Below are 17,010 nucleotides of genomic sequence, written 5' to 3'. Positions count from 1 at the left end.
TCAGGACGAACGAAACCGCCCAGCCAGCCCACGCAGCCCCTCGGCCAGCACCAGGGCATCGACCCCCACTCCAACGAAGCCGAATCCGGCTTCCAGATAGTCGCGAGCCTCATCCTCATCGAGCGTGATGATCCCCGCAGCCTTGCCGGTAGCGCGGATCCGCCCGATGGCGTCGTCGATGGCTGCGCGGACCTCGGGGTGTCCGGGATTGCCGCGGTGGCCCATGGCGGCGGAGAGATCCGCCGGCCCGATGAACAGCCCGTCCACCCCCTCCACTGCTGCAATCGCTTCCAGGTTGGCCAGTGCTCCGGGGCTCTCCAGCTGCAGGATCAGGCAGATCTCCTCGCCAGCCCGGTCGAGGTAGTCCTCGACCTGGCCCCACCGCGAGGCCCTGGCCAGGACGCTGCCCATGCCGCGCACACCCTCGGGAGGATAGCGGGTGGCGGCCACCACCTCGGCGCCCTGCTCCGCCGTCTCCACCATGGGAATCAGCAGGTTCTGCACGCCGATGTCCAGGTACTGCTTGATCAGTACGGTATCGCCCACGGGTGGGCGCACCACCGGCGCACTGGCATAGGGCGCGATGGCCTGCAGCTGGCCCAGCAGGCTGGCCAGGTCGTTGGGCGCATGCTCGCCGTCCAGCAACAGCCAGTCGAAGCCGATGGTGGCCGCCAGCTCCGCCACGTAGGGGCTGGCCAGGCCCAGCCAGATGCCCGTCATGGGCTCACCGTGGAGCAGGCGCTGCTTGAAAGGGTTGGGGGTCATGTAACGTCGAGACTCCTTGGTGACGCGTCACCTCCGACGAGGGGTCGCAATGATGAAGATTCTTACGCAGGCATACTTGTCATACAAGCATACACAACGCCATAGTACCTAATGCAGCATTTCATCAAAGCACGCGACGCAATTCGTGCCTCGTGACTCAACACGGGAGTCTCACAATGACAATATTCCGGCGCAGCACGCTCACCCTGGCCGGTGTGGCCAGCCTGACCCTGGGCGTCGCCCTCGCGGCCCAGGCCCAGTCACCCGACCTCTCCGACCCGCCCGCCATCGACGGCGAGGTGGTCGGCGACCACGGCAGCCATACCCTCCGCATGGGCATCGGCCTGGCCGAGACCTCCCCCCAGTACCTCTCCAGCCAGTACTTCGGCGAGATCCTCAGCCAGCGCACCGAGGGCCGCATCACCGTCAACATCTTCCCCAACAGCCAGCTGGGTGACGACGTGCAGATGATGGAGATGCTGCAGACCGGCACCCTGGACCTGAGCTACCCCTCGAGCTCGCCGGCGGTGACCTATGTCCCGGAGCTGGCGGCCTTCGACCTGCCCTTCCTGCTGCCCACCCGCGAGGCCGCCGTCGCGGTGATGCAGAGCGACGTGGCCCAGTCCATGCTGGATGCCTTCGACGGCACCGGCATCAAGGCGCTGACCTTCTCCGAGAACGGCTATCGCCAGCTCTCCAACAGCGCTCGCCCGGTGACCTCCCCGGAGGACGTGGCCGGCCTGGACGTGCGTGGCCTGACCGTGCGCACCATGGAGAACCCGGTGCACCTGGCGATCTGGCAGACGCTGGGCGCCAACCCCACGCCGATGGCCTTCGGCGAGCTGTTCTCGGCCATGGAGCAGGGCGTGGTCGACGGCCAGGAGAACCCCTGGAGCACCATCCTCACTTCCAACTTCCACGAGGTGCAGGACTACGGCTCCGAGACCCGCCACGTCTACACGCCGTTCATCATGATGATGTCCGAGCGCACCTGGGACCGCCTGGCGCCCGAGTACCAGGCACTGGTCCAGGAGGCCGCCCGCCAGTCCGCCGAGTACGAGATCCAGCTGGCCACCGAGTATGACGACTGGTCCCGCGAGCAGCTCGAGGAGCGCGGCATGCAGATCACCCGTCTCGACGACGCGCAGATCGCCGCCTTCCAGGAGGCCGTGCAGCCGGTCTACGAGGAGTGGGCCCCGCGCATCGGCGAGGAGCTGATCAATGACATCCAGGCGATCGTCGAGTCGGTGATGAACGACTGATCCGCGTCGACCTTCCCGGCCCGCCGTCCGGCGGGCCGGGAGCGAACTGACCGGCCGGGATCCCAGGCCTGACGCCTGTCCCGGCCCCCCGGAGTAGCCTCATGCCTTCCCCTTCCTCATCGGCACCGCGCCCCCACGAGGCACGCGATATCCAGGCGGCCATCGACGAGGCGGGTGCCTACCTCGACGACCCCAACCGGGCGCCGCTGGAGATCGACACCGAGACTCGCCGCGGGCCGGCGCTGTTCCGCTGGGTGACCCTGGCGATGGAGCAGCTGATCGCCGCCCTGCTGGTGGCGCTGATCGTGGCGGTCTCGGCCAACGTGGTCGGCCGTTCGCTGCTCAACCACTCGCTGCCCTGGGCCGACGAGCTGGCGCGCATGCTGTTCATCTGGCTGATCTTCATCGGGGCCGCGGCGGCCTTCGCCCGCTACGAGCACATCGCCGTCGACTTCCTGGTGCGCCGCCTGCGGCCTCGCGCCGCCCACACGCTCTACCTGCTGCAGCACCTGATCATCGCCGGCCTGATGGGCGTGGTGCTGTGGGGCGGCTACGTGGTGATGTCCCGCTCCACCGGCCGCACGGCCCTGCTGGGCGTGCCGTGGAACCTGATCAACCTCTCGCTGGTGCTCTGCGCCGCCTTCATCCTGGCCGTGGCGCTGTGGCGCGCCTGGCAGAGCCTGGCGCAGATCCGCCACCCGGCCTCGCCGGACCACCAAGGAGGTCGCTAGACCATGCTGTGGATCTTCCTGGGCATCCTGTTTGCCTCGCTGGCGCTCGGCCTGCCGATCGCCTTCGGCCTGGGCGTGGCCGCCGTGGTCATGGCCGTGCTCTCCGATATCCCGCTGTCGATCCTCATCGAGCAGTCGATCCGCGGCGTCAACAGCTTCCCGCTGCTGGCCATCCCGTTCTTCATCCTGGTGGGGGAGGTGATGAGCCACGGCGGCATCGCCCGCCGGCTGATGGACCTGGCCGGGGCCCTGGTGGGCTTCGTGATGGACCTGACCCCGGCCATGGTGATCATGGCGCCGATGCTCACGCCGATCGTCACCTCGGTGGGGGTCGACCCGGTCTACTTCGGCGTGCTGATGGCGTTCATCCTCGGCATCGGCCTGCTGACGCCGCCGGTGGGCACTTGCCTGTACGTGGGCTGCGGCGTGGGCAAGGTCTCCATGGAGGCGCTGGTCCGGGCGATGCTGCCCTACTACGCGACGCTGCTGGTGGTGCTGGTGATCCTGATCGCCTTCCCGGGCATCGTCACCTGGCTGCCCGATCTGGCCGCCGTGCGCGGCAACTGAACCGGGCAACAGCCACGACCTACACTGGAGCTACTATGAAGATCACCCGACTCAGGACCTGGCAGGTGCCGCCGCGCTGGCTGTTCCTCAAGATCGAGACCGATGGGGGCTGCTACGGCTGGGGCGAGCCGGTCGTCGAGGGGCGTGCCGCCACCGTGGAGGCCGCCGTCCACGAGCTGGCCGACCTCCTGGTCGGACAGGATCCCCACCGCATCGAGCACCTCTGGAATCTGATGTACCGCGGCGGCTTCTATCGCGGCGGCCCGATCCTGATGAGCGCCATCGCCGGCATCGACCAGGCGCTGTGGGACCTCAAGGGCCGCGACCTGGGCGTGCCGGTGCACCAGCTGCTGGGCGGCGCGGTGCGCGACCGCATGCGCATGTACGCCTGGACCGGCGGCGACCGCCCCGCCGACGTGGGGGCCGGCGCCCAGGCGCTGGTGGCGCAGGGCTTCACCGCCTTCAAGATGAACGGCACGGCGGAGCTTCAGATCGTCGACTCCCACCGCAAGGTCGACGAGGCGGTGGCCCGGGTGGCCGAGGCCCGCGAGGCCGTGGGCCCCGACGTGGGCATCGCCATCGACTTCCACGGCCGGGTGCATCGACCCATGGCCAAGGCGCTGCTGCGCGAACTGGAGCCCTTCCACCCGATGTTCGTCGAGGAGCCGGTGGCGCCCGAGCATCTGCCCTGCCTGAAGGAGATCGCCGGCGGGCTCGGCTATCCGCTGGCGACCGGCGAACGACTGCACACCCGCTTCCAGTTCCGCGACCTGCTGGCCGACGGCATGATCGACATCGTCCAGCCCGACCTTTCCCACTGCGGCGGCATCAGCGAGGGGCTGAAGATCGCCGCCCTGGCATCCGCCTTCGATGTGGCGCTGGCGCCCCACTGCCCGCTGGGCCCGCTGACCCTGGCCGCCTCGCTGCAGCTGGATGCGGTCAGCCACAACGCCTTCCTCCAAGAGCAGAGCATGGGCATCCACTACAACCAGGACAACGACGTGCTGGACTATCTGGTCGACCCGTCGGCGCTGGCCATCGAGGACGGCTTCTGCGCCATCCCCCAGGGGCCCGGCCTGGGCGTGGAGATCGACGAGGCCTTCGTCGAGGAGCGCGCCAAGGTCGGTCACCGTTGGCGCAACCCGCTGTGGACCCATGACGACGGCTCGGTGGCCGAATGGTGAGCGAACACCTGGGCGAGCGAGTGCGCTGGATCGGCGTCGACTGGGGCTCCAGCCGGCTGCGCGCCTGGGCATTGGACGCCCATGACGACGTCCTGGCCAGCGGCGGCAGCGACCGCGGCATGCTCTCGCTGGCCCCCGACGACTACGAGAGCGCCCTTCTGAAGGTGATCGGCGACTGGCTGCCCGACCGCGGCCAGCGGAACGTGTTGGTCTGCGGCATGGCCGGGGCCAGGCAGGGCTGGCGAGAGGCCGCCTACCTGCCGGTGCCGACCCGCCTGGACGCCCTGGCGCGGGGAGCCGTGGCGCCGCCGTGCCGGGACCCGCGGGTGCGGGTCCGGCTACTGCCGGGACTCTGCCAGACCACCGCTGGCCACTTCGACGTGATGCGCGGCGAGGAGACCCAGCTCGCCGGCCTGGTCGCCAGCGAGCCCGAGGCCACGGGGCTCGTCTGCCTGCCCGGCACCCACGCCAAGTGGGCCCGCCTCGAGCAAGGCACAGTGACCCACTTCACCACCTTCCTCACGGGCGAGCTCTACGCGCTGCTGGCCCGACAGTCGGTGCTGAGGCACTCGGTGGATCAGGCACAGGGCGAGCACGATCTGGCCGACTCCGGCGGTCGCGAAGCCTTCGTCACGGCCGTCCGCGAGACCCTGGCCGAGCCAGGACGCTATTCGGCACGCCTCTTCGGCCTGCGAGCTGCCGACCTGCTGGACGCCGACCTGCCCCCCGGCAGGACCCGCGCCACCCGGCTGGCCGCACGCCTCTCGGGGCTGACCATCGGCCTGGAGCTGGCCGGCCTGGCCCTCTCCGACCCGGGCAAGGCGCCAGAGGGGCCCATTACCCTGATCGGCGATGCGGCACTCTGTGACCGGTATGCCCTGGCGCTGGAGGCCGCCGGCCACGCCAGCCTCTGCCTGGACGGCGAGCGCGCCGTGCTGGCCGGCCTCGCACTGGGCTATCGCGCTCAGACCCATCGAACCCTGACCCACCCACCCCTCGCCGAATGAGACACGACACGGGAGACACCCCATGCCCCTTCCTGAGCCCCTGCCCCTGATCGGCATCCTGCGCGGCGTGACCCCCGAGGAGGCGGTGGCGGTGGGCGAGGCAGTGGTTGCCGCCGGCATCACGACCCTCGAAGTACCGCTCAACTCCCCTGAGCCGCTGGAGAGCATCCGCCGCCTCGTAGAGGCACTGGGCGAGCGCGCCCTGGTGGGAGCCGGCACCGTGCTGACGGTCGATCAGGTGCATGACGTCCAGGCCGCCGGTGGGCGGCTGGTGGTCTCGCCCAACTGCCGCCCGGCGGTGATCGAGGCCACCCACCGCCTAGGCCTTCAGAGCTGGCCGGGCATCGTCACCCCCTCCGAGGCCTTCGATGCCCTGGACGCCGGCGCCACCGGCCTCAAGCTATTCCCCGCCGTCCAGGTCGGCATCGACGGCATGCAGGCGCTACGCGCCGTGCTGCCGGCGGGCACCCGGCTCTATGCCGTGGGCGGCATCGGCGTCGGGAACTTCGCGGCCTGGCGAGCTGCCGGCATCGACGGCGCCGGGCTCGGTGGCGCCCTCTACCGCCCCGGCCAGTCTCCCGAGCAGGTCGGCCGGCAGGCCCGCGAGCTGGTCGCCGCGTGGAAGATTGACTGATTCCATCTCGACTAAGAAATCGAGTGAAGTGCGCCCTGTTCACGGCAGTTGTTGATCTGCTTCTCCTGGGCCGCGTTGACCCTGTCTGCGGACAGGGAGGCCTCATCGTATCGACGAAATCCTGAAGCACGAAGAGTTCCTGGCACTGGGTCTCGGCAAGGGTCGTCATGGCGCTCTCCGGCCGGTTGGGCGTTACACGGCAAAGGGGTATGTGCCATTGAGCGGACCTAAAATATATGAACGCGGGCTGCCCAAACACAAGTGGACACCTAGACTATGAATACCTAGTCTAGGTGTATACCTGCAGGGTCCCGGATGATCAAATGAGCTATAGGAGTTATCCTCTACTGGCAGCCAAAGAGCTTCTAAAGCAATTCATTTGGAAGCAGGTTAATGGACATCAAGCTGCATAAATCCCGCCACGACTACCAGGGAAACAAGACCACATAACGTGGTCAGAAGACGATCCCCGATGGGGTGATCGAGTCACTCTGAGTCACCTCGACCGCGTGGAACCGAATTGATAGGGGTTCCTTAAACGCTGCCATACCCGGCGAGCCCGTAACCTCCATGCTTCTGGCCAGCCTGGTGAGATATCCAGGCTAAGCTGCATGAGCAACCAGAATTTCCTCAAAAATTATTTTCATGGCCACAATAAACAGCAACAACATTACCGCTCTATCGAACCACTCACGAGAAAGGCGTTGCCCAAGCCTCGCTCCAAGAGGCATGGCAGCTGAAATAACAATGAACGCTCCCACACTCGCCAGGGCTAATTGCCAAGTGACGATGCCCAAGGACATCAACGCAGGGAGCTGAACCACTGTGATCGCCGTAAAAAATGTAGAAATAGATCCGATAAACTCCCTTCTCTCTAATCTCATGAAGTTCAAGAAGGCCACTGAGACAGGCCCAGACATGCCCACCGCTCCCTGCAAAACACCTCCACACAGCCCAACCGGCACGACCAACTTGTTCGCCAGCGAGCGCGTGAGGCAAGCCTCTCGCTGTAAAAATCTGAGGGCTAAGTAACACAGGATGGTCATCGCCACCGCAATCGAGAGAGCTGTCTCATTGATGCGCACAAGGGCCCAAGTGCCAACCACCACCCCAATGCCGCCCGACAGCGCAAACATGACAAGAAAACGTGCAGGAAGAAGGTGGCGCTTATAATGCCACGCCTGCCAAATGTTATTGAGAAGATTGGGCAACAGTAGGACTACAATGGCGGTCTGCACATCGAAAAGAATCGTCAAGATAGGCACGACTATCAGCGGGACACCCGATCCAATAGCCCCCTTGACCAGGCCCGCCACAACCAGGGTTAAGATTGATAGTATTAGCATAAGAACTGGGGCCCTCGCGGGCCCCATGCCATGAAGTGAAAGAGGGATAACAGAAAGGTCAATCTATTATCAATCGATAACACGGGTGTGAAGCGCCCCCACACCCTCGACTCCCCCTTCCAAGGTGTCACCCTTGTTGACGGCCCCGACTCCCGAGGGTGTACCTGTCATGATCAGGTCGCCAGCACGCAGCTGGAACAGCGTTGACAGCTGAGCAATGATCTCGGGAACTTTCCAGATCATCTGGTCCAGATCACCCTCTTGGCGAAGTTCGCCATTAATCTTCAACCAGATAGCGCCAGAGCTAGGGTGGCCAATCTCCGTGGCAGGCACCAGGGCTCCGCAGGGAGCGGCACCCTCGAAGCTTTTGGCGGTATCCCACGGGCGTCCCATTTTTTTCATCACGGATTGAATGTCACGTCGCGTCATGTCGAGGCCTACAGCATATCCGTAGACGTGGTCCAACGCCTCCTCCACTGGTATGTCGACACCACCCTTGGCGAGGGCCACGACCATTTCGATTTCATGATGGACATCTTGGGTAGCAGGCGGATAGGGGAAATCCCCATCATCCGTGATCAGCGTGGTGGCACTTTTCTGGAAGAAGAATGGCGGCTCCTTGTCCGGATCATGGCCCATCTCCACGGCGTGGGCCGCATAGTTGCGCCCAACGCAGTAAATCCGATGCACGGGGAAACGCTGATCCGTGCCCTCTACGGGAAGGCTCGCCTGCTCAGGGGCTGATATGACAAAGGAATGAGACGTCATCAAGTCATCCTCAAATCGAACGGTTAAAGTGTGTATCCGTCACGCCGGGTCGGGCGTCTGGAGGGCATGATAGCCGTGTCGGTTGCGGGCCTCGCCAAGCGCCGAGCCACCACGCACATCCTGGAGGATCTCCTCCTCCTTGCGCTCGATACCCTCAGCGACAGTGAGTACCTCGGTGATGTGTGCCAAGGGAATCACCACGACACCATTCCCATCGGCACACACGACGTCACCCGGTTCTACTCGGACAGTGCCCAGACAAACCGGCACATTGACAGCCTGCAGCATCACTCTGTCCTTGCCGGTCCTCATGTGCCCCTGACGCGACCAGATGGGATAGTTGAGAGCCATGCTCTCCTGGAGATCACGGTTGACTCCATCCACCACGGTGCCCTCGACGCCGTTACGCTTGGCCACCTCGGTCATGATGTTGCCCCAGACAGTGCAATCGGTTCGACCGCGATTGTCGATCACCACGACATCGCCAGGGCCCAGGTCATCAATGAAATCCCCAACCGTGCCACCTGCGGCGCCAACGGGCAGATAGGCAAGGGTAAACGCTTGGCCCGCGATACAGGCATCAGGTATCAGGGGATTAAGTCCTTCCACTGCGCCCGGCAATCCGTGCTTATCGAGCGCATCGCTCAAGCTAGACGTAGATAGCGCTCGGCAGCGGTCGAGCACGGTGCCATCAAGTCGTTGCGTTGTCATAAACCAGGGCCTCCTAGCGTCGAGTCTCTCGACGGCGTTGTTGTGGTTGTGGTGATTCTTATTGGACCAGCCCATCTTGACGCGTTCGGACCAAGCCCACGGGGGTGTGAGAGGTGAGCAGCTTTCGCTCCACACTGAGCAGATGCTCCAGCATCATGGCCGAGGCGGCACCGGGGTCACGATCGGCAATAGCCTGAATGACCCGCTCATGCTCATCGAACGAGTGGTGATCCGCCGGTGGATGGGGACTGGTGCTACGCCGGCGCCCCCACACCATGGCGCGCCTGACGGCCGACAGCATGTCGAACATCGACGACATGATGAGGTTCTGAGTGGAGTCGGCTATGAGCTTGTGAAACTGGTTGTCGCAGGCTTCGTACTCTCGCCACGTGGTGGCTTCTCGGCTACGCCGGGCAACATCGAGCATTTCGTCGATGTCCCTTGGCGTTGCCTGAAGTGCCGCTTGAGCCGCCAGGGCCGGCTCGAGTGTCATGCGGGCTCGCATCACATCAGAGGGGCTGCACTGCTGCAGCAGGCTCGCTGGATCGAAGGCCTTGAGGGCTGAACGGTCGCCCACGAAGGTCCCCTTGCCGACGTGCCGCCACACCAATCCCTCCTGCTCGAGAATTGACAAGGCCTTGCGAAGCTCACCCCGCGTGACACCGATCAGCTGTGCCAGCTCACGCTCAGGGGGGAGGCGCTCGTTTGCCCGCCTATCCCCCTGAGACAAATAGGCACGCAATTGAATGAGTGCCGCGTGCTGCTCGTCCATAACTCCCTCCCCAGCAAGATTCAGTCCCTCAGCATCAACTTTAGGCGCAATTGAATAATTGGGCAACCATTGCTTGACCAATTCGATAAATTGGTCAAATCTGTGTTCAGGACCTAACGGCCCCAGGCCAGCCATCGGAGGGCAAGACCCGGTCTGTCGGCACGCCTCATCGCCTTACCCCGAGGCGCTCGGCTCGACAAACGGTAATGGCAGTCACCACAACATCAACAGCAATCAAGGACCACGCCATGAACAACAAGAAGGCTCTCGCCGGCGCGATCAGCGCCATTGCAATCGCCACCACCCCTCTCGCCGCGCACGCCTGGCCAGACCAAACAGTAACCATCATCGTCCCCTACGCCCCTGGCGGCATTGCCGACATCGCCGCACGTACCGTCGCCGAGGCAATGAGTTCGACCTGGGGCCAGGAGGTCATCGTGGACAACCGGACCGGGGGTGCTGGCTTCGTCGCGGCCACCGCCGTGGCCCGGGCCACCCCCGATGGTCACACCCTGTTTGTGGCCGATATGGGGGTCAATGTCATCAACCCCTATCTGTTTGACGAGACACCCTACGACCCAGCTACCGATTTTCGACCGATCACCATGATCAGCGATACGCCGCTGGTCCTTGCGGCCCACAGCGAGGCACCTTTCGACACGACGGAGGAGTACATTGCCTATGCCGAGGCGAACCCGGGTGAGATCAGCTTTGCGTCAGCCGGTATCGGCTCCCTAAATCACATAGTGCCTGAGTGGATCAACTACGAGACCGGCATCGATACCGTGCATATCCCCTATCGTGGCGGCGCCCCGGCTGCCACCGCCGTGGCCTCCGGTGAGGCGGAAGTCGGTGTGCTGGCCCTCTCCTCTGTCGGGCCATTCGTCGACAGCGGCGACATTAAGATGCTCGGCGTGGCGCGACAGGCACGTGTGGAATCCCACCCTGACCTGCCAACCCTAATCGAAGGCGGGGTGCCCAACGTCGCCGCGGGCCAATGGGCAGGCCTGTTTGCCCCGTCTGGGGTCAGTGACGAGATCGCCGACAAGATCTATCAGGACGTATCGGCATTTCTGGCGACGGATGAGGCCCGCAACACCTTTGCCGAGCGTGGCGCCATCGTCTCGCCCATGACCTCCGAGGAGTTCGGCCAGATGCTGAGTGACCTGCGAGAGCAGTTCTCGACCATCATCGAAGCTGCCGACATCAGCGCCGACTGACGCCATCCGGCCGGGACCGATTCTCCCTGTCCCGGCCATCTCTGACAGGATTTCGCGATGAACGTACTGACCTCCAAGGACTTCTTGGCAGGGCTCGTCTGCGTGCTGTTAGGTAGCCTGGTGCTAGTGGTGTCTTCCGACTACAGCTTTGGCACCCCACGGCGCATGGGCCCTGGCTTCTTCCCCATGACCCTCGGCACGCTGCTGGTCCTGCTGGGGGCCGGTATCGTGTTCGGCGCCCTTCGCGTCCGTGATCGCTTGCCGGCGCTGAACCTGCGCCCCTGGCTGGTCATTCCTGCGGCCATTCTCGCCTTTGCCCTGCTGCTGCCTCGAGTTGGGTTTGCCCCTGCGGGGTTCGCCGTGGTGGTACTGGCCGGCTTGGCGGATCGTGGGGCGAAGGTTGCCACGCTGATCCTGCTGGCAGCCGGGCTGGTCCCCGCCGTATGGGCGCTCTTTGCTCTGGTGCTGGGCGTGCCTATTCCCTTCGTGACCTGGAGGTGACCCATGGATCTCCTGGAGAGTCTTCAGCTCGGTCTGGCCACCGCCCTCACTCTGGAAAACCTCTTCTACTGCCTGCTTGGCGTCAGCGTCGGCATGATTGTGGGAGTGCTGCCTGGCATCGGCCACCTGGCAGCCGTGTCCCTGCTGATGCCCCTGACGTTCCATGTGCCGGCGACCGCCGCGCTGGTGATGCTGGCCGGCATCTACTACGGGGCCCAGTACGGCGGCTCCATTGCCTCGATCCTGCTCAACCTGCCAGGCACGGCGTCCTCCGCCGTCATCTGTCTGGATGGCTACCCCATGGCGCAGAAAGGGCGCGCCGGCGCGGCACTGATGATCACTACTATCGCATCGTTTTTCGGCAGCTGCTTTGCGATTCTGGTGCTGATTTTGATGGCCCCGCCGTTAGCCCAGCTGGCGCTGTCGTTCCACTCCGCCGATTACTTCTCGATGATGGTGCTGGGCCTGGTGGCCGCCGGCTCCATCAGCCAGGGCCGGCCCTTGATAGGCCTGGCCAGCGTGGTGCTTGGCCTGCTGATCGGCCTGATCGGCATCGATGTCAATAGCGGCGTGATGCGCATGACCTTCGGGGTGCCCGAACTGTTCGATGGGATCAGCATTATCGTGATCGCCATGGCCCTGTTCGGGGTGTCAGAAGTCATTTCCAGCATCGGCAAGACGGGAGACGGTGCACGCGGCATCAACGTGAGCTTCCGCTCGCTGCTACCGACGCGAAAGGAGTGGAAAGAGTCAGGCTGGCCCATTCTGCGCGGTTCCGGCGTGGGCACGGCCGTGGGCATCCTGCCCGGCACCGGCGGTGGCTCCATGGCCTCCTTCATGGCCTATGCGGTCGAGAAACGCATCTCGTCCAAGCCCGAGACCTTCGGCAAGGGCGCGGTGCCGGGGATCGCTGCCCCGGAGGGGGCTAACAACGCCGCGGCGCAGTCATCCTTCATCCCGACCCTGACCCTGGGAATTCCTGGTGATGCCATCATGGCACTCATGCTGGGCGCGCTGATGATTCACGGCATCGCGCCCGGGCCTCGCGTCGTGACCGAGAACCCCGAGCTCTTCTGGGGACTGATCGTCAGCTTCCTGATCGGCAACCTGATCCTGCTCGTCCTCAACATCCCGCTCATCAAGGTGTGGGTACGGATTCTGCAGATCCCCTACCGGTTGCTTTTTCCCGCCATCATTTTGCTGATCTGCGCAGGCGTTTACAGCCTGGAGCGCTCGGTCGTCGATGTCCTGCTCGTGGCCGGGTTCTCAGCGGTGGGTTACCTGCTTATCAAACTGGGGTTCGAGGCCGCACCGCTACTGCTCGGCTTCATCCTCGGCCCCATGCTGGAAGAGAACCTGCGCCGCTCGATGTTGCTGAGCCGAGGCGACTTCATGGTGTTTCTGGAGCGCCCCGTCAGCGCCGGCTTTCTGGCCATGTCGGTGCTGCTCCTGCTGTGGGTCATCTGGGGCAGCCTGAGGCCTCGCCACCGCACCACCGTCAAGGTCTAGTCCTACAACACACCTCACGAGGAACAACACAATGAACCAAGTCGCCATCAAGACCATCGAGCGCGCCGACGCCGCTGTCATCGAAGGGCTGGCCGAATGCGGGGTGGCCACGGTACATGAAGCCCAGGGGCGCACCGGGGCGATGGAGCCCGAGATTGGCGCCGTGGTGCCGGGAGCCGCCGTGGCCGGCTCTGCCGTCACCGTTCTCTGTGCACCTGGCGATAACTGGATGCTGCATGTCGCCATCGAGCTCATGCAGCCCGGTGACGTACTGGTGGTCGGCACCACCTCGCGCAGCCTCGACGGCTTTTTCGGCGACATTCTCGCCGAGTTCGTGTCGCAGCGTGGCGGCGCCGGGGTCGTGCTGGATACCGGGGTTCGCGACGTCAAGGATCTGAGGACCCAAGGGTTCCCGGTGTGGTCACGTGCCGTCAGCCCTCAAGGGACCGTCAAGGAGACGGTAGGCGCCGTCAACGTGCCAATCCAATGCGGTGGTCGTCTGGTAATCCCCGGTGACGTCGTGGTGGCCGACGACGATGGCGTGGTCATGGTGACACGCAAGCAGGCTGCCGAGGTACTGGAGGCCTCCCGTCAGCGCATCGACAAGGAAGAGGCCATGCGTCAAGCCATCCGGCAGGGTGGCAATACCCTGGACCTGCTGGGCCTGCGCGACAAGGTCATCGAGAAGGGGCTCAAGTATGAAGACGGGCCTGTCGACTGGTCACCCCGCGGGGCATAAGGAGCCGTGTCATGAAGATCGCCATTCTAGATGATTACGGCAACGACGCCCTTCGGCTGGCCGACTGGTCGGGACTGGGCGAGGTCAGCGTCTTTCGTGACACGCTTAAGGAGCACGACGAGCTGGTGGAGCGATTGAGGCTATTTGATGTGCTCTGCGTGATGCGTGAACGCACGCCCCTGCCCGGCTCCCTGCTGGAACGGCTTCCTCAGCTGAAACTGATTGTCACGTCAGGTACACGCAACCTCGCGATTGATCTCGACACCGCACAGCGCCAAGGCATCACGGTTTGCGGCACCGAGCTTCGCAAGACCACCACCGCCGAGCTCACCTTGGCCCTCATGCTGGCCAGTCAGCGGCGGATCGTGGTGGAGGCCAGCCACCTGGCCCAGGGCCACTGGCAGCAAGGGCTCGGCCGCGATCTCGCCGGTCTCACCCTGGGTCTCGTCGGACTTGGCAAGGTAGGTCAGCAGGTCGCCGCCCTGGCCAAAGCGTTTGGCATGCAGGTGGCGGCATGGTCTCAGAACCTCACCGAAGCCACCTGCCTGGAGCATGGAGTTACCTATGCCCGCTCGCTGGAGGCGCTGCTGGGCCAGGCGGATATCGTATCGGTGCATCTGGTGCTATCACCCCGCAGCCATGGCTTGATCGGCCGCGAAGCACTACATCATATGCGGCCCGATGCCTGCCTGATCAATACCTCACGCGGCCCCATCATCGATAACGCAGCGTTACTACAGGCATTGCGAGAAGGTGTTGTAGGCTCGGCCGCCATCGATGTCTTCGAGGTAGAGCCCCTGCCCAATGACGCCCCGATCCGGGACCAGGAGCTGATCGACAGTGGTCGGCTGCTGCTGACGCCACACCTAGGGTATACCAGCCAGCAGACATTCGAGCTCTTTTATCGACAGATGGTCGAGGACATCAAGGCCTGGCGCGATGGCAACCCAATCCGTCAACTCGAATAGATCGGCAACATAGCCAAAGTCATCGAAAAGCTGGTTGGTGGCGTCTAATGGTGTAAGCCCACCAAGTTGTTCACGTAAAGACCCAACCGGTCAATTGAAGGGCAGTAATCCAGGCCGGCAGATGCCGGCCTGGCTGCGCTGAGCTATCGTAGGACCGCGCATAGGCTTGTCAGGCGATACGCAAAACTGAACCCATGCGCTGGCACAAGCAGCGGAATCGTTATCGTTTAGAAAACGGGTGAAGCGGACACCAAGCCTGCGGTAGTTGCGCACGGCGCCCAGCAGCGCGTAGCACGCGCCCCAGCCCGATTCATTGGGTTAGAGGGTGTCGAAGGTCACCCGCGAGTGGTCGTCGATGGCCACATGGACATACCCCCACCCTGCGCCAGGCGTGTTCTGCTGGCAATCGCCAGTGACCCGATGGCCCGGGCGTGCGAAGCGCCCCAGCTTCTTGATATCCAGATACAGGAGATACTTCCGGCGGACACCCGGCTTTATGCCGTGGGCGGCATCGGGGTCGGGAACTTCGCGGCCTACCGAGCCGCCGGCATCGACGGCGCCGGGCTCGGTGGCGCCCTCTACCGCCCCGGCCAGTCTCCCGAGCAGGTCGGTCGGCAGGCCCGTGAGTTGGTCGCCGGCTGGCAAAAGGCGAGGTAGCGGTTCAAGCACGAGTCTTCGGCCTTCCCCATCAAGTATTCAAAAATTTGACCTTCTCGCTTCGCTCAGGGACTCGATGACCTCGAGCCGTATGAGGATGTCAATTACCGACCGCAAGCTCCATCACAACGCATAGCCCTGCTGAAAAAGAGAAATACCTCATGACTTGTTGGCATGGATCATGCATTGGCATTAGTGCGTGATAGGCATGATCAACCCCATGAAGCAAAAGCAGGAGGGTGGCCCATGGCCCAAAATTTTGAATTCATTATTCTTTTCCCGTGCTACCAGGCTGATGGAGCATATCACTCTGCACCATGATGAGACTTGAGAGGTGAATCATGAGACAAAAACGCACCAAAAAGGACCAAACAGTTCGCGTTGTAGAGTAATCACTAACCCATTAACAACGGCAATAAAGAAGGATTAAGCAGCAGAAAACATTCTGCATATAGGCAAGGAAATCTACGGCACAAATGGGAAAATCATCGATGAATATTCAGAACTATAAACCCCATCGAAAAAGAGAATTAAGCATCACTCAACACCAAAAACCCTGCACCAACCTAAGAAATTAAAATTAGATATCCTTTGGAGATTCCCCATGACTATCAAGACAACCTTACTTGCAGCAAGCATCTCTCTGGCAGGCCTGATGGCTAGCAGTGCCGCCTATGCGCAACAGCCTGTTAATGTCTCATATAACGTGGCTGAAGGTTCCAGTTGGCACCAAGGTGCCGAGCGCTTTCGTGACCTGGTAGCCGATTACTCGGAAGGTGCCTTCCAAGTTCGCCTGCACCCCAATGCTGCACTTGCAGGCGGCAGCGATCGTGTAGAAATGGAAATGACTCAGTCAGGGGCCATACACTTCTTGATCAAATCAACCACCTGGATGACAGGGCTGGATTCTCGATACCAGGTACTAGGACTGCCCTGGCTGTTTCCAGACCATGACACAGCCAATGCAGTGCTAGACGGCCAAGCAGGCGACACGCTGCTACAGGACTTGGAGCAGCAGGACCTGGTTGGGCTAGCCTGGGGCGTCAATGGTTTCCGCCAAGTCACGAACTCACGTGGCCCCATCACCGAGCCGGCAGATCTCGATGGACTGCGCATTCGTGTACCCGGCATTGAGTTGTACTTGGCCATCTTCGAGGAGTTGGGTGCCTCTCCCACTACCATGAATTTCGCTGAGGTATTCACTGCCCTGCAGACTGGAGCCGTCGATGGACAGGAAAACCCCCTCTCTCTCATCTGGTCCTCACGGTTCCATGATGTCCAGGACCATGTGACGATCTGGAACTACTCATATGATGCGCTGGCATTCATCGGCAGCGGCCCTGTCTGGCAAGGCTTGAGTGAAGAAGACCAAGATATGTTCCGCCGCGCTGCCAAGGAGGCCATGGACTTCCAGCGTGAGGTGGTAAAGCAGGAAGATATTGACCTGGTAGCAGAACTGGAAAACGCCGGAATGGTAGTTACTACGCTCAGCGATGATCAACTGAGTGCCTTCCAGGAGGTCCTCGCGCCCGTCTATGAGCAATACAAGGAGTCACTGGGCGAAGACTTCGTCAGCCTGTTTGAAGAAGGAGTTGCAGCTCAACAGTAGCATCTCGCAGGCGGCCTGCTTTGCAGGCCGCCTGACATTCATAAAAATGGGGAGAGTCCA

Annotated in this window: 17 protein-coding genes and 1 pseudogene; 12 read left to right on the top strand and 6 right to left on the bottom strand. The window is 63.0% G+C overall.

What is annotated here, in order from left to right; all coding sequences use genetic code 11:
• Positions 1-765 carry a 4-hydroxy-2-oxoheptanedioate aldolase gene (hpaI, locus tag NFC98_RS08135; protein ID WP_254277580.1) on the bottom strand — a complete coding sequence of 255 codons (765 nt, stop codon included), beginning with the start codon at positions 763-765 and terminating at the stop codon, positions 1-3.
• A 176-nt stretch (positions 766-941) separates the two neighbouring features.
• Between hpaI and NFC98_RS08130 the strand changes: the two genes are divergently transcribed.
• From NFC98_RS08130 to NFC98_RS08105, 6 genes are all read left to right on the top strand, one after another.
• Positions 942-2,027 carry a TRAP transporter substrate-binding protein gene (locus NFC98_RS08130; protein ID WP_254277579.1) on the top strand — a complete coding sequence of 362 codons (1,086 nt, stop codon included), beginning with the start codon at positions 942-944 and terminating at the stop codon, positions 2,025-2,027.
• 101 nt (positions 2,028-2,128) lie between these two features.
• Positions 2,129-2,758: a TRAP transporter small permease gene (locus tag NFC98_RS08125; RefSeq protein WP_254275019.1), complete on the top strand. Its 630-nt coding sequence runs from the start codon at positions 2,129-2,131 to the stop codon at positions 2,756-2,758.
• 3 nt (positions 2,759-2,761) lie between these two features.
• A complete protein-coding gene (locus tag NFC98_RS08120) occupies positions 2,762-3,325 on the top strand; it encodes a TRAP transporter large permease subunit (RefSeq protein ID WP_254277578.1) in 564 nt (187 codons plus the stop codon).
• A 35-nt stretch (positions 3,326-3,360) separates the two neighbouring features.
• Positions 3,361-4,509, top strand: a complete 1,149-nt coding sequence (gene dgoD, locus NFC98_RS08115; RefSeq protein ID WP_254277577.1) for a galactonate dehydratase — start codon at positions 3,361-3,363, stop codon at positions 4,507-4,509.
• Positions 4,503-5,516 (top strand): 2-dehydro-3-deoxygalactonokinase, encoded by a 1,014-nt coding sequence (locus tag NFC98_RS08110; protein ID WP_254277576.1) that lies wholly within the window; start codon positions 4,503-4,505, stop codon positions 5,514-5,516. Before dgoD ends, NFC98_RS08110 begins: the two co-directional genes overlap by 7 nt.
• Before the next feature lie 22 nt (positions 5,517-5,538).
• Positions 5,539-6,150: a 2-dehydro-3-deoxy-6-phosphogalactonate aldolase gene (locus NFC98_RS08105; protein ID WP_254277575.1), complete on the top strand. Its 612-nt coding sequence runs from the start codon at positions 5,539-5,541 to the stop codon at positions 6,148-6,150.
• Positions 6,151-6,752: 602 nt separating this feature from the next.
• Here the strand turns inward: NFC98_RS08105 and NFC98_RS08100 are convergent.
• The 4 genes from NFC98_RS08100 to NFC98_RS08085 all read right to left on the bottom strand — a co-directional run bounded on the left by NFC98_RS08100 (position 6,753) and on the right by NFC98_RS08085 (position 9,747).
• Positions 6,753-7,496, bottom strand: coding sequence for a sulfite exporter TauE/SafE family protein (locus tag NFC98_RS08100; RefSeq protein ID WP_254277574.1), 744 nt, complete (start codon positions 7,494-7,496; stop codon positions 6,753-6,755).
• Positions 7,497-7,565: 69 nt separating this feature from the next.
• Complete coding sequence (locus NFC98_RS08095; protein ID WP_254277573.1) at positions 7,566-8,264, bottom strand: fumarylacetoacetate hydrolase family protein; 699 nt, start codon at positions 8,262-8,264, stop codon at positions 7,566-7,568.
• 39 nt (positions 8,265-8,303) lie between these two features.
• Complete coding sequence (locus NFC98_RS08090) at positions 8,304-8,975, bottom strand: RraA family protein (protein WP_254277572.1); 672 nt, start codon at positions 8,973-8,975, stop codon at positions 8,304-8,306.
• A gap of 58 nt (positions 8,976-9,033) precedes the next feature.
• Complete coding sequence (locus tag NFC98_RS08085) at positions 9,034-9,747, bottom strand: FadR/GntR family transcriptional regulator (RefSeq protein WP_254277571.1); 714 nt, start codon at positions 9,745-9,747, stop codon at positions 9,034-9,036.
• Positions 9,748-9,995: 248 nt separating this feature from the next.
• Between NFC98_RS08085 and NFC98_RS08080 the strand changes: the two genes are divergently transcribed.
• From NFC98_RS08080 to NFC98_RS08060, 5 genes are read left to right on the top strand one after another with little or no spacing between them, the layout of a single operon-like run.
• Positions 9,996-10,967, top strand: coding sequence for a tripartite tricarboxylate transporter substrate binding protein (locus NFC98_RS08080; protein WP_254277570.1), 972 nt, complete (start codon positions 9,996-9,998; stop codon positions 10,965-10,967).
• A 57-nt stretch (positions 10,968-11,024) separates the two neighbouring features.
• Complete coding sequence (locus NFC98_RS08075; protein ID WP_254277569.1) at positions 11,025-11,468, top strand: tripartite tricarboxylate transporter TctB family protein; 444 nt, start codon at positions 11,025-11,027, stop codon at positions 11,466-11,468.
• A gap of 3 nt (positions 11,469-11,471) precedes the next feature.
• The gene (locus tag NFC98_RS08070) at positions 11,472-12,977 is read left to right on the top strand and encodes a tripartite tricarboxylate transporter permease (protein WP_254277568.1); all 1,506 of its coding nucleotides are present in this window, start codon (positions 11,472-11,474) and stop codon (positions 12,975-12,977) included.
• Between the two features lie 31 nt (positions 12,978-13,008).
• Positions 13,009-13,716 carry a 4-carboxy-4-hydroxy-2-oxoadipate aldolase/oxaloacetate decarboxylase gene (locus tag NFC98_RS08065; protein WP_254277567.1) on the top strand — a complete coding sequence of 236 codons (708 nt, stop codon included), beginning with the start codon at positions 13,009-13,011 and terminating at the stop codon, positions 13,714-13,716.
• 11 nt (positions 13,717-13,727) lie between these two features.
• On the top strand, positions 13,728-14,684 hold the full coding sequence (locus NFC98_RS08060) for a D-2-hydroxyacid dehydrogenase family protein (RefSeq protein WP_254277566.1): 957 nt from the start codon (positions 13,728-13,730) through the stop codon (positions 14,682-14,684).
• 219 nt (positions 14,685-14,903) lie between these two features.
• Here NFC98_RS08060 and NFC98_RS08055 read toward each other — a convergent pair.
• Positions 14,904-15,155: pseudogene (locus NFC98_RS08055) on the bottom strand (IS481 family transposase); the annotation flags it as partial.
• 790 nt (positions 15,156-15,945) lie between these two features.
• Here NFC98_RS08055 and NFC98_RS08050 point away from each other — a divergent pair.
• Entirely contained in the window at positions 15,946-16,950 is a 1,005-nt protein-coding gene (locus NFC98_RS08050; RefSeq protein ID WP_254277565.1) for a TRAP transporter substrate-binding protein, read from the top strand.
• Positions 16,951-17,010: the final 60 nt, after the last annotated feature.

The organism is Halomonas sp. 3H (assembly GCF_024206005.1).
In the GTDB taxonomy this organism is placed as follows: domain Bacteria; phylum Pseudomonadota; class Gammaproteobacteria; order Pseudomonadales; family Halomonadaceae; genus Halomonas; species Halomonas campaniensis.
Note: the sequence above shows the minus strand (reverse complement) of the source record. Positions and strands in the feature narration are given on the sequence as shown.